Source organism: Streptomyces sp. CA-251247, from assembly GCF_050952975.1.
GTDB lineage: Bacteria > Actinomycetota > Actinomycetes > Streptomycetales > Streptomycetaceae > Streptomyces > Streptomyces achmelvichensis.
This window is the reverse complement of record NZ_CP191861.1, coordinates 5,291,328-5,304,248: the sequence shown is the minus strand read 5'-3', so window position 1 is coordinate 5,304,248 and position 12,921 is coordinate 5,291,328. Positions and strand designations below refer to the sequence as shown.

Sequence of the window (12,921 nt, the reverse complement as noted above, 5' to 3'; positions counted from 1 at the left end):
CGGTGGGTGCGGCGCGCGCATCCCTGACATCAGCCCTCACAAGGAGAAGTGCGATGACGAAGCAGACGATTCTCGGACGGGTCACCCAGCTGGCGAAGGCCAACATCAATGCCCTCCTCGACCAGGCCGAGGACCCGCAGAAGATGCTCGACCAGCTGATCAGGGACTACACGAACAACATCAACGAGGCGGAGCAGGCGGTGGCGGGCACCATCGGCAATCTGCGGCTGATGGAGGAGGACCACCGGGAGGACGTCGCCGCCGCGAAGGAGTGGGGGACCAAGGCGCTGGCGGCGAGCCGGAAGGCCGACGAGCTGAGGTCGGCCGGCCAGGGCGCGGAGGCGGACACCTTCGACAACCTCGCGAAGGTCGCCCTTCAGCGACAGCTCCAGTCCGAGAAGGAGGCGAAGACCGCCGAGCCGACAATCGCCTCCCAGACGGAGATCGTGGACAAGCTCAAGAGCGGGCTGGAGCAGATGAAGACCAAGCTCACCCAGCTGAAGGCCAAGCGCGACGAACTGGTGGCCCGGGCGAAGTCGGCGCAGGCGCAGAACCAGATGCTGGACGCGGTGAAGAACATCAATGTCCTCGACCCGACGAGCGACCTGTCCCGCTTCGAGGACAAGGTCCGCCGGGAGGAGGCCAGGGCCATGGGAAAGCAGGAGCTGGCGGCGTCCTCGCTGGACGCTCAGTTCGAGCAGCTGGACAGCCTGGGAGACACGGCGGAGGTCGAGGCACGGCTGGCGGCGCTGAAAGCCGCGTCCTGAGTGCGGGACGCGGGCCCTTCTGGGGAGCGCGCGTCCCGGTACCTACGCCTCTGTCCGGCACCCGCATCCCCGCACCGGCACACGTGTTTGGCACGTGCGTCCCCGCACCGCTGTCAGAACATGCTGAGCAGCTGCTCCACGGTCGGCTCCGCGGTCGAGTCCCCGTCGGGCAGCGGGAGTTCGAACCAGACCGTCTTGCCGCGCGGGGTCCGGCGCGACCCCCAGGCCGCGCTCAGCAGCCCGACCAGCTGGAGTCCGCGGCCTCCCTCGTCGGTGTCGCGTGCCCGCCGGCGGCGCGGCTGGACGAGGCCCGCGTCCCAGACCTCGCAGACGAGAGTGCGGTCCCGCAACAGCCGCAGACGGATCTCGCCCTCGCCGTACCGCAGCGCGTTGGTGACCAGCTCGCTCACCAGCAGCTCGACCGTGTCCACCAGCGCTTCCAGGTCCCAGGAGACCAGCTGGGCCCGGGCCAGCTCGCGGGCCCTGCCGACGGACCGGGGCTCCCGCGGCAGCCGCCAGTCCCCCACCGCTTCCAGCGGCAGCCCTTGTATCCGGGCCATCAGGAGGGCGATGTCGTCCTCGCCGTGGCGGGTGTCCAGGGTCGTCAGTACGTGGTCGCAGACGTCCTCGAGCGAGCGGACCGCGCCGATCGCGGGCGGCGCGTCGGGGCGCAGCGCCGGAGAGCTGTGCGGGCCGACACCCGGGCGGGCCGGGTCGGTGAGCGCCGAGCGGAAGGCCCGCAGGCCTTCGTCGAGGGGGTGGTCCCGCGACTCGACGAGCCCGTCGGTGTAGAGCGCGAGGAGCGCGCCCTCGGGGAGTTCGACCTCGACCTCCTCGAAGGGCTCGCCGCCGACGCCGAGCGGCATCCCGGGCGGGACGTCCAGAAGCAGCGCCTCCTCGCCCGGTTCGACCAGGACGGGTGGCAGATGGCCGGCGTTGGCGAAGGTGCAGCGCCGGGTGACCGGGTCGTAGACGGCATAGACACAGGTGGCGAGATAGACCTCGGAGAGGTCCGCCTCGCGGGACTTGTGGGCGACGCGCGAGGCCTGCTGGGTCCCGCTGGGGCTGCCGAGACCGCGGGCGATCTCGTCGAGTGCCGAGAGCACCTCGGCCGGTTCCAGGTCCAGCAGCGCCAAGGTGCGTACCGCGGTGCGCAGTTCGCCCATGGCGACCGCGGCGCGCAGTCCTCGGCCCATCACGTCACCGACGACCAGGGCGGTGCGGTGGCCGGGGAGTTCGATGACGTCGAACCAGTCACCGCCCACCTCGGTGGCGGTGTTCCCCGGGAGATAGCGACAGGCGATGTCGAGGCCGGCGGCCTCCGGGTCGCCGGGCGGCAGAAGGCTGCGCTGGAGGATGAGAGCCCGCTCGTGCTCCCTGCGGTAGAGGCGGGCGTTGTCCATACAGACCGCGGCGCGCGCGGCGAGTTCGACGGCGAGTGCCTGGTCCCGTTCGCCGAAGGGCTCGCTCCCCTTGGTCCGGGAGAACTGCACGAGCCCGACGACGGTGTCGTGCGCGACCATCGGCACGGCGAGCGTGGACTGGACGAGCGTGCCCTCCTCGCCGGGTATCGCCTGCACCCGGGCATTCCGCAGGGCCGTCGAGCAGGGCGAGTTGAAGGAGTAGCGGTGCACTTCGCCGACCGCGGTGGGGGTGCCGTCCTGCTTGCTGCAGCCCGGTGTGGTGATCAGGGGGGCGTCGGAGACGGCGCTGGCGAAGGCGACGCGGCGCAGTTCGGCGCTGCCTCCGCCGTAGCTCTCCGGGTGGGGCGCGTCCCAGCGTCCGGGCGGTGCCTCGTCACCGGTGAGCAGCCCCTGGTAGAGGTCGACGGACGCGAGGTCGCAGAAGCCGGGCACGGCCACGTCGAGGAGTTCGCGTGCGGTGGTCTCCAGGTCGAGGGAGTTGCCGATGCGGGCGCTGGCCTCGTTCAGCAGGGCGAGGTTGCGACGGGCGCTGGCGGCCTCGCGGGCGGCGACGTGGCGGCGCGTCACATCGGTACCGATCCCGGCCACTCCGATGGGCCGGCCGGATCCGCTGTGCACCCGGTAGAGGTTGATCGACCAGTGCCGGCGGTCGGTGCTGTTCGGTGCCGCTCCGACGATCTGGAGGTCGATCGCGGCCTCGCCGGTCTCCAGGACCCGGCGCAGCGAGGCATTCATCCGTTCCGCCTCGGGGCGGGACAGATAGTCGTGGACGGTCCGTCCGCGGTGCTCGTCGGCGGTTCCGCCGAAGACCGTGGCGAACCGCTCGTTGGTGCGCTGCACCTTGAGGTCGGTGCCGAAGAGGAGGAACCCGAAAGGAGATTGGCCGAAAATCGCCTGCGATGCGGCCAGATCGGTCTCAATCCCGCGCAGCGCGCGGACGTCGACGACGATGCAGAGCGCGGCCCTCTCGCCACTCTCCGTCTCACTCGGCATCACATAGACCTCGGCGACGCCGTGCGCGCCGCCCTCCCCCGGCATGCGGAACGGGACGAGCCCTGTCCACTCCTTGCCGTCGAGGATCTCCGCCACCTGGCGGTGGCCGCGCGGACGCAGCTCCGTGGGCATGAAGACCTCGACCGGGTCCTTGCCCCTGACCTCGGCCGATGTCATGCCGAAGAGGTCCACCGCACGCCGGCTCCACTGGTCGACCAGGCCGTCGGGCCCGATCGAGAAGGAAGCAACTTTGATGTAGTCATAGATCGAGCCAGGCGGACTGCTCTGCCATACGACATCGCTCGTCGTCTCAGGTATTTCGCTCACGCGACCGTCCCCTCCAGCTCACCGCACCGGACCGGCCATGACCGCAGTATTCAGCACTACGGCCCTGACGCACACGGCGTTCACGATCACAGCCCGGTCTCGTTCATTTTGAGCCGAGGGGGTCCGTGATCGTCGTCCCTTCGGACTTTTAACCAGCGAGAGGCAGCTCGAACCACACGGTCTTGCCGGTTCTGCCACGGCGGGTGCCCCAGCGCCGGGCACTGACCGCCACCAGTTGGAGACCGCGTCCGCCCTCGTCGTCGGTGGTCGCGGACCGCTCGGTGGGCGGATCGGGAACGGGGTCGGAAACCTCCACCAGCAGCGAAGGAGCGCTGCCGGCGGGCTCGAGCCGGATGAGCCGTACCCCGATCGGACCTGATGCGTAGCGCAGGGAGTTCGTCACCAGCTCACTGACCAGCAGCACGGTCATGTCCTCGATCGCGTGGTCCAGTCCCCAGGCGCGCAGGGTGTCCCTGACGGCATGACGGGCAGTACGGACGGCGTTGGGCTCGGCAGGGAAGGTCCACTCGGCACAGTCGCCGTCGGTGTCGATCACGCCGCTCACTTCCCAGACCAGCAGCAGGCGCCCTATTTCGGGGGGTTAATCAGCACATACCCGATATTCGAACCGAGATATCCCACTCGGGACAGCAATGGGTGCACCGTGGCACGAACGGCGTACTGATCACTCCCGTGCGCCGCCTCCCGAGATGCCCGCGCCACCGCCTCGCCGGGTTCGGTCGCCGTGCCACCGTCACGACGTCCGATGCCGACGCCGGCCACCGTCACGGCCGGCCACCGATACGGCCGCCGCTCTCGCGCAGCAGCCGGGCCGCCTCCACGACCGCCGGGCGGTCCTGGTCGAGCCAGTCGACGGTGTCGGTCTCGTCCGGGCCCAGCCAGCGCAGCGCGTCGTGGTCCTCCAGCGGCCGGGGTTCTCCGGAGACCAGCCGGGCCGTCCAGACATGCAGGACGTATCCCGGCTTCAGGGGCCACTCCCCCGGGATGCGCTCCAGCGGCTCCGTCTCGACGCCGAGCTCCTCGCGCAGCTCGCGGACCAGCGCCTCCTCGGGCAGCTCACCCGGTTCGAGCTTGCCGCCGGGCAGTTCCCAGCGCCCGGCGAGTTCGACGGGGGCGCTGCGGCGGGCCGCCAGCAGGCGCCCCCCGTCGTACAGCGCTCCGGCCACCACGACACGATCAGTCATGCGCCGGAGCGTACTGCGCTGTGCGATCGGGCGGTCAGCGCGCGGTCTGCCCGATACGCTCGACCCAGTAGAGCTGCTTGTGACCCTTGCCGTCGAGCGTGTCCGCGATGTGCTGGGCCTCGCCCTGCGTGGCGTACCGGCCGACGCGATAGCGGTTGCCGTTGTCGTCCTGCCGTATGACCAGCCACGGGAGCACGGGGCCGCCGTCGTTCATCGCGCCCCTCCCTCGGTGGGTCGGTGTGTCTGTAACGATCGCCAGGAAACCGCACTACGCATATGCCCGAGCGTACGCCTGACCTTTACTCAGCGGATACGTGTTTACACAAAGAGATAAGAATGAGGGGCGCATCCGGCGTGGATGCGCCCCCTTCCGGCTGGTTTCCGGCAGGTCCTACGCCCCCGCGGTCGGACCGCCCGGCACCGCCGCCAGGGCTCGCCGGACCGTCGGCACCGGCATCAGGACCGGTCCGGACGCCGGGTCCTTGCGGCAGACGTCACCGCACTCGGCGTCCAGGGAGCAGCACAGCGAGCAGATCGGGCCGGACTGCACCGGGCAGTCGGCGATGTCCGGGAGTTCGTACGCCGTCTCGCACACCCCGCACATGTGGGTCGCCGTGATGTCCCCGACCTCCACGCCGGGGCCGTTCACCGGGTTCGGCCGGGCGAGGTAGTACCGGCCCTTCGTCGCCCAGGCGATCAACGGGCACAGCACGAGCGCGAGTCCGGCGGCGATGAAGGTGGAGAAGGCCTCGGCGTACCGGCCGAAGAGTCCGAAGAACGCGAGGATCGAGACGGTGGAGGCGATGACCATCGCACCGAAGCCGGCTGGGTTGACGGCGTGGAGATAGGCCCGTTTGAACTCGATGTACGGCGGGCTGAGTCCGATCCGCTTGTTGATGACCAGGTCGGCGGCCACCGCCGCGATCCAGGCGATGCCCACGTTCGAGTAGAAGCCGAGCAGCTTGCCCAAGGCGGCGAACATGTTCATCTCCATCAGCGTCAGCGCGATGGCGAGGTTGAGGAAGATGTACCAGACCCGGCCCGGGTGGCGGTGGGTGATCCGGGAGAAGAAGTTCGACCAGGACAGTGAGCCGCTGTAGGCGTTGGTCACATTGATCTTGATCTGCGAGACGATGACGAAGAGCGCGGCCGCGGGCAGCGCCACCGACCCCAGCCAGGGCTTCAGCGCCTCCAGTTGTGGGGCGATCGGCTCCAGGGCGTGTGTCTTGCCGACGGCCTCCAGCGCGACGAAGGCGAGGAACGCGCCGCCGATCTGCTTGGCGGCGCCGATGATCACCCAGCCCGGACCGGCCGCGAGGACGGCCAGATTCCAACGCCGCCTGTTCTGCTCGGTCTTGGCCGGCATGAACCGGAGATAGTCGGCCTGTTCGCCGATCTGGGCGATCAGCGAGAGCGCCACTCCGGTGCCCAGGCCGAAGCCGATCCAGGAGAAGCCCGACCCGGCGCCCTCCGTACCGCCGAAGGAGCCGAACGCACCCCAGGCGTCCGGGGCTTCGAAGGCCAGCACCACGAAGGGCAGCACCATCCCGATGATCCAGATCGGCTGGGTCCACGCCTGTACCTTCGCCAGCGCGCCCATGCCCCGGAAGACGATCGGGATGACGATCAGCGTGGTGACGAGATAGCCGATCTCGACCGGCAGCCCGACGGCCTGGTGCATCGCCTGGGCCATGATCGAGCCTTCGAGCGCGAAGAAGATGAAGGTGAAGGACGCGTAGATGAGGGACGTGAGCGTCGAGCCGAAGTAGCCGAATCCGGCGCCGCGGGTGACGAGGTCCATGTCCAGGCCGTACTTCGCGCACGCCCGGGCGATCGGGATCCCGGTGAGAAAGATGATCGCCGCGGCGGTGAGGATGGAGGCGAGTCCGCTCGTGAAGCCGTAGGTGAAGACGATCGACGCACCGATGGCGAAGTCGGCGAGATACGCGATGCCGCCGAGCGCGGTGCCGGCGACCATCGAGGGCGACCAGCGCCGGAAGGAGTGCGGCGCATAGCGCAGTGAGTAGTCCTCACGGCTCTCGTCGGCGGCCAGTCTGGCGTAGCTGCGGCGGGGTCCCGGCCCCTCGGCGACCGCTCCTCCCGCGTCGGCCGCCGGTCCACCCCCTTCGTCCGGCGTCCTGGTGACAGATGTGGCGGTGTCCGTCATCGATGGCTTCCCGTCCGTCGGTCCGTGTGCGGATACATGCGGTGCACGGACGGGAAGGTAGGAGCCGGACATGACAGGGCGGAGCAGGGGGCGATTGCCCCGTGGTTACGGCACGGCGTGCGGCGTTAACTCGTGATCACGGACCCCGGACGGTCTGTTCGGGTAGCGGTCACTTCACCGGCAGGTGGTATGCGATCCGGAAGCGGTCGGCAGGGACGACCACATCGGCCGTCTCGACCGCGCGCCCCGAGGCGTAGTAGGTCCGCTCGACGACCATGACCACATGGCCGGGCACACCGCCGAGCGCCAGGAGCTCCTCCGCCAGCCCCGGGCGCGCGCCGACCTGCTCCGCCACGTTGTCCACGACGATGTCGATGGCCGCCATCCGCTCCACGACGCCGCAGCCGCCGAGCGGCCCCTCCTCCGGCAGCATCACGGGGGTGCGCCCGGTCACTTCCAGTGGTTCCCAGGAGGTGGAGAGCATGGTGACCTCACCGGCGTCGCGGAACACATAGCGGGTCCGCATCACCCGGGCGCCCGGCTCGATACCGAGCCGCTCGGCGATCTCCGGGCTCGCGCCCTCCTGTTCGCTGCTGGACTCCCAGGTGCCGCGGGTGCCGTCCGCCGCCTGTTCCTGCCGGAAGGGGTTCGCACCCACGGGCGGGCGGTAGCCCGAGCGGGAGATGCGACGCGGCACGGGCCGCTCGCGGACGTACGTCCCGGAGCCGGAGCGGCCTTCGACCAGACCCTCCGCCATCAGGACCTTGCGTGCCTCCAGGGCGACCGTGTCGGACACCCCGTACTCCTCGCGAATGCGGGCCTGCGAGGGGAGCCGGGTGTGCGGCGGAAGCGAGCCGCTGACGATCTTCTGGCGGAGATCGCCCGCAACGCGGAGATACGCGGGCTGCTCACCGAATGTCACTGGTCACTCCCATCGCATTGACAGACAGCAACAGCCTCGCAACCGACGGTTGTTGACCGCAACTATAGGCCAAAGATTCACTCGAAGTGATGAGTTGCCGGTGCACCGCGGTTTGTCGCGGACAGGGCCGATCATTCTGCGTCAACCCATTGACCACAATGGTCCAGACCAATACGTTCCTGGCAGCACCACTCCGTTCACGGAACCTTCCGGCACACGCACAGGAATGAGTCCCATGCGTCGAAGAACCTTTGTCCGGACGGCTGTTGCAGCCTGTTCGCTCTCACTCCTCGCGGCGCTCGCCCCCGCCGCGTCGGCCGGCACCAACGCATCGGCGCCGGCCGCGGCCGGCCAGAGCCACGGCGGCCCCTCGTACAAGCGCGTCGGCTACTTCACCCAGTGGGGCGTCTACGGCCGGGACTTCCAGGTCCAGGACATGGACACCAGCGGCCAGGCCGCCAAGCTCACGCACATCAACTACGCCTTCGGCAACGTGAACGCCGAGGGCAGGTGCTTCACCGGGAACATCCCCGGCGAGGCCGACGCCTGGGCGGACTACGCCCGCCCGCTCGACGCGGAGAACTCGGTGGACGGCGTCGCCGACACCGCCGAACAGCCGCTCGCGGGCAACTTCAACCAGCTGCGGGAGCTCAAGGCCAAGCACCCCGGCCTCAAGGTGATGATCTCCCTGGGCGGCTGGAGCTGGTCCACCCACTTCTCCGACGCGGCCCGCACACCCGCCTCCCGCAAGGCGTTCGTCTCCTCCTGCATCGACCTCTACATCAAGGGCAATCTGCCGGTGGACGGTGCGCGCGGCGGCGCGGGCGCGGCGGCCGGGCTCTTCGACGGCATCGACCTCGACTGGGAGTGGCCCGGTTCGGCGGGCGACACGGACACGGTCTACCGCCCGGAGGACAAGCGGAACTTCACCGCTCTGGTGCACGAGTTCAGGACCCAGCTGGACACGTACGCCAAGACGCAGAAGAAGCGCAAGCACTACGAGCTGAGCGCCTTCGTGCCGACCGCACCCGAGAAGATCGACGCGGGCTTCGAGGTCCACAAGATCATGCGGGACTTCGACTTCGTCAACCTCCAGGGCTACGACTTCCATGTGTCCGGCGAGAAGACCACGGCGCAGCAGTCCGCGCTGTTCGCCAGGAACGACTTCAGCGTCGACCAGACGGTGCGCGACTGGCAGCGCCGCGGTGCTCCGGCCCGCAAGCTGGTGGTGGGCATGCCGTTCTACGGCCAGGGCTGGACGGGCGTCACGGGCGGCGGTGACGGCCTGAACCAGCCGGCGACCGCTCCCGCGCCCGCGACCTGGGCCGCCGGGTACGAGGACTACAAGGCCCTCAAGAAGCTGGCCGACGCGGGCACGTACACCGTGCACCGCGACCGGCGCGGCGGACATGCCTGGCTCTTCGACGGCACCACCCTGTGGACGTACGACGACCCGCAGGTGCTGCGCACCAAGTCCTCGTACATCCGTGACAGGGGTCTGGGTGGCGCCATGTTCTGGTCCCTGGACGGGGACACCGCGGACGGCGAGCTGATGACGGCCGTCGACCGCGGGCTCTCGCGCCGCTAGCGGCGCGCGGGCGGAACACGCGGAAGCCGGCGTCCGGGCCATCACGGCCCGGGCGCCGGCTTCGTGTTCGCGTCGGCCGGGTTCGCCGTCGCGGCCGGCCGGCTCCCGCCCGGGGTCATGCCCCACAATCGTCCGGCGTCCCGCAAGACGCTCGACGCGCGCCCCGGCCGCCCGCCCGGGGTCATGCCCCCGAATCGTCCGGCGGCGGCACCGACTTCAGCCCGAGAGCACGCCGTACCGAGACCTCGGTCGCCTGGACCAGCGTGTCCTCGCCCTGCAGAGCGTGGTCCCAGAAGGAGTCCTCCTCCTGCGCTCGGGCGGCCTTGTCCCAGTGGGCGCGCGCACGGTCGAACTCCCCCGCCCGCCGCTCCGCCGCCGTCGCGACGGCGGCGGGCCACGCGTGCTCCCGCAGGGCGCGTGCCTGCGCGGCGAGCGTGGCGGACGTCTGCCGGGCCCAGTCCCGATGACCCTGAGCGTCCTCGGGGAACTCCTCCTCGGGTTCGCTCCCCGACCGCGCGATGACGGCCGACTCGGCTTTCAGATAAGCGAGTTGATGCGGATTCAGGCTGGTCGCGTCGCGTCGTAGCGAACCGGTCACCTTCGCGCCGCTGACGGAGGCGAAGCTGCAGGTCACCGCGGAGTCGCCGAGCCGCCAGCTCTCGTCGGTCGGCAGGTAGTAGTACGCGTCCATGCCCTTGGGCCGGTCCCAGGCGTCCAGGGCGTAGGCGTCGTTGATCTCCTGGCAGCGCTTCCCGGCCAGGGTGTCGAGGCGGCTCTCCCCCGGGTAGTCGTCGAAGCCCGTGACCTCGAAGCCGCCGGACACCTCCGCCTCGTGCTTCAGGTCGCAGTCGACGACCTCGACGCCGGCCGTCTCCTGTTCCTCCGGCACCGCGGCGCCGGGGAGGTTGAAGCAGTCGCCGGTGCGCAGATCCAGAGTGCTGCGCTGCCGGGACGCCTGATCCACGCCCTTCTTGACGCCGTCCCACATCTCGCCGAACCCGCCGGTGGCGAGCACGACCACGAGCAGCAGAGTGCTGACGGCGGAGAGGCTGGTGCCCGCGATCGCCATGCCCTTCCCGCGTTCGCCCTTCTTCCTGATCTGCACCAGGGCGATGAAACCGAAGACCATGCCGAGCGGCGGCAGACAGCAGACGAGACCGAGCACGAGGGAGGCGATGGACAGGCCGTTCACCGGCTGCACGGCCGGCGGCACCGGATATCCGGGGAACTGCTGGTGGGGCGGCTGCGCCCGGTACGGCTGCCCGCCGCCCTGCTGCGATGGGTCCACGGCTGCGGTGCTCCTCGGGATGCGTCGACCTCGGCCGGCTCGCGCGAACAGGCGTGCGGATCATACGTGTCACGGGAGGGCGCGCGGAATGCGGGCGACGGAAAGGGGCGGCCGCCGTGGCGACCGCCCCCTGCCGACCCCTCAGGGGCCGTCGTACCGGACTTCGGAACTGTCGGGCGAGCGTCGGAACGTCACCGCGTCAAGACCGCGGCGCGTGCCGGCGTCACAGCGTCAGAACTGAAGCGCCCACGAGTCGATCTTGCCGACGTCCTGTGCGGCGTTGTCGCCGACCCGGAGCTTCCAGGTGCCGTTGGCGACCTCCGACGACGCGTTCACGGTGTACCTGGTGATCACGTTGTCCGCGCTTCCGCCCGAGCCGTACGCCTTGAGGTTGTAGACCGTGCCGTCGGGTGCGACCAGGTCGATGCGCAGGTCACCGATGTACGTGTGCTTGACGTCGACCGGAACGCTCAGCGTCGCGGGCGCGTTGCCGGTGACGCCGCTGACCGTGACGGGCGACTCGACCGTGGCGTTGTCGCTGATCGTGTAGTCGGCGGTGTTCTCGAACTTCTTCCCCGGGGGCGGGGTGTCGGTGCCGCCGACGTACAGCAGACGGTTCGGCGAACCCGTGCCCGGGCTGCCCACCACACCGCTGGTGGCGGCGGTGGTCAGGGCCGTGGAGACCTGCGCCGGGGTCGCGGTCCGGTTGGCCGCGAGGTACAGCGCGGCGGCGCCGGCGACATGCGGAGTGGCCATCGAGGTGCCGGAGATGGTGTTCGTCGCCGCGTCACCGGTGTTCCAGGACGAGGTGATGGACGAGCCCGGCGCGAAGATGTCCAGCACCGTGCCGTAGTTGGAGAAGCTGGAACGCGCGTCGGTGCTCGTGGTGGAGCCGACCGTGATGGCCTCGGTGACGCGGGCGGGCGAGTAGTTCGAGGCGTTGGCACCGTCGTTGCCCGCCGCGATGGCGTAGGTGACGCCGGAGGCTATGGAGTTGCGCACCGCGGTGTCGAGGGCGGGGTCGACGCCGCCGCCCAGGCTCAGGTTGGCGACGGCCGGCTTGACGGCGTTGCGCGTCACCCAGTCGATGCCGGCGACGACCTGCTCGGTCGTGCCCGAGCCGCTGTTGTCCAGCACGCGCACGCCGACGATCCTGGCCTTCTTGGCCACACCGTGGGCGGTACCCGCGACGGTGCCCGCGACGTGTGTGCCGTGGCCGTTGCCGTCCTGCGCGGTGTTGTCGTTGTCGATGGCGTCGTATCCGTACGACGCGCGGCCGCCGAAGTCGCTGTGGGTGATCCGTACACCGGTGTCGATGATGTACGCGGTCACGCCCTCGCCCGCGGTGTCCGGGTAGGTGTAGCTCCGGTTGGCCGGCAGGGCCCGCTGGTCGATCCGGTCCAGGCCCCAGGACGGCGGGTTGGGCTGGGTGGCGGTCGCCGTGAAGACGCGGTTCTGTACGACGGACACAACGGCCGGGTCCGCGGCGAACTTCCGGGCCTGCGCCTCGGAGAGCTGGACGGAGTAGCCGTTCAGCGCGGCGCTGTAGGTCGTGCGGATCTTCGCGCCGTACTCGGCGGCGAGCGCCTTGCCGGCGGTGGAGCCGGCGTCGGCCGCGGATTCGCGCAGCGTGACGATGTAGCTGTCCTTGACGGCGCCGGGGGCGCCCGCGTTCTGGATGACACCTGACGGCTCCGGCTCGGCCGCACCGGCCGGGAGGGCGGAGACGGTGCCGAACGCGAGTGCCGCGACGGCTGTCGCACTGACCGCGGCGAGTCTTCGACGCGAATGACGCATCACTGACATGTGAGGGGTCCTCCTCATTGGTGGTGCGCTGCTGTGGGGGTCCGACAGGCACATGACAATCACCGACAGCTGAATCCCCTGTGCCGATGTGCCGCCTGCCGAGCGAAAGATTGGCGGACCCGCAGGAGTCCCCACAAGAGTTCACGGCGGGACGTAACATGCGCGCCACACAATGCCGTTGGGGCTCACATGCCCGCCACACAACATCGTCGGACCTCACACGCGCGGCATGCGGAACGCGGTGGGCGGCCGGCGCTCGGCCCGAGCCCGGTGACGGCGGCCGCACACGGTCGGGGCGGGCGGGGCAACACCCCGGCTCGCCCCGGCGCTTGTTCCGACCGTGCGCTCAGTGGGCCTGGTCAGCCCGTCTGTTCATGCCACCTGGTCAGCTCGCCTGTTCAGCTCGCCTGTTCATGCCGTCTGTTCATGCCGTC

The 12,921-nt window shown here is 69.9% G+C and carries 10 protein-coding genes; 2 read left to right on the top strand and 8 right to left on the bottom strand.

Going from position 1 to position 12,921, the window contains the following annotated elements; translation table 11 throughout:
* Positions 1-53 precede the first annotated feature (53 nt).
* Entirely contained in the window at positions 54-767 is a 714-nt protein-coding gene (locus tag ACQPWZ_RS23635; protein WP_340475152.1) for a PspA/IM30 family protein, read from the top strand.
* A 113-nt stretch (positions 768-880) separates the two neighbouring features.
* On the opposite strand, the gene ACQPWZ_RS23630 is transcribed toward ACQPWZ_RS23635, so the two are convergent.
* The 6 genes from ACQPWZ_RS23630 to ACQPWZ_RS23605 form a co-directional block, all read right to left on the bottom strand.
* Positions 881-3,511: a SpoIIE family protein phosphatase gene (locus tag ACQPWZ_RS23630; protein ID WP_340475151.1), complete on the bottom strand. Its 2,631-nt coding sequence runs from the start codon at positions 3,509-3,511 to the stop codon at positions 881-883.
* A gap of 148 nt (positions 3,512-3,659) precedes the next feature.
* Entirely contained in the window at positions 3,660-4,076 is a 417-nt protein-coding gene (locus ACQPWZ_RS23625) for an ATP-binding protein (protein ID WP_327680661.1), read from the bottom strand.
* A 220-nt stretch (positions 4,077-4,296) separates the two neighbouring features.
* A complete protein-coding gene (locus ACQPWZ_RS23620) occupies positions 4,297-4,716 on the bottom strand; it encodes a (deoxy)nucleoside triphosphate pyrophosphohydrolase (RefSeq protein WP_340475150.1) in 420 nt (139 codons plus the stop codon).
* A gap of 34 nt (positions 4,717-4,750) precedes the next feature.
* The gene (locus ACQPWZ_RS23615; RefSeq protein ID WP_433572322.1) at positions 4,751-4,930 is read right to left on the bottom strand and encodes an SPOR domain-containing protein; all 180 of its coding nucleotides are present in this window, start codon (positions 4,928-4,930) and stop codon (positions 4,751-4,753) included.
* Between the two features lie 177 nt (positions 4,931-5,107).
* Positions 5,108-6,883, bottom strand: coding sequence for a purine-cytosine permease family protein (locus ACQPWZ_RS23610; protein WP_433572321.1), 1,776 nt, complete (start codon positions 6,881-6,883; stop codon positions 5,108-5,110).
* Positions 6,884-7,052: 169 nt separating this feature from the next.
* The gene (locus ACQPWZ_RS23605; RefSeq protein ID WP_313944325.1) at positions 7,053-7,805 is read right to left on the bottom strand and encodes a GntR family transcriptional regulator; all 753 of its coding nucleotides are present in this window, start codon (positions 7,803-7,805) and stop codon (positions 7,053-7,055) included.
* Between the two features lie 235 nt (positions 7,806-8,040).
* Between ACQPWZ_RS23605 and ACQPWZ_RS23600 the strand changes: the two genes are divergently transcribed.
* Entirely contained in the window at positions 8,041-9,393 is a 1,353-nt protein-coding gene (locus tag ACQPWZ_RS23600) for a glycoside hydrolase family 18 protein (RefSeq protein ID WP_433572320.1), read from the top strand.
* Positions 9,394-9,574: 181 nt separating this feature from the next.
* Here ACQPWZ_RS23600 and ACQPWZ_RS23595 read toward each other — a convergent pair whose 3' ends face one another.
* Together ACQPWZ_RS23595 and ACQPWZ_RS23590 are read right to left on the bottom strand one after the other, a co-directional pair.
* Entirely contained in the window at positions 9,575-10,681 is a 1,107-nt protein-coding gene (locus ACQPWZ_RS23595; RefSeq protein ID WP_433572319.1) for a DUF4190 domain-containing protein, read from the bottom strand.
* Positions 10,682-10,912: 231 nt separating this feature from the next.
* Positions 10,913-12,487, bottom strand: coding sequence for a S8 family peptidase (locus ACQPWZ_RS23590; RefSeq protein WP_433572318.1), 1,575 nt, complete (start codon positions 12,485-12,487; stop codon positions 10,913-10,915).
* Positions 12,488-12,921 lie beyond the last annotated feature (434 nt).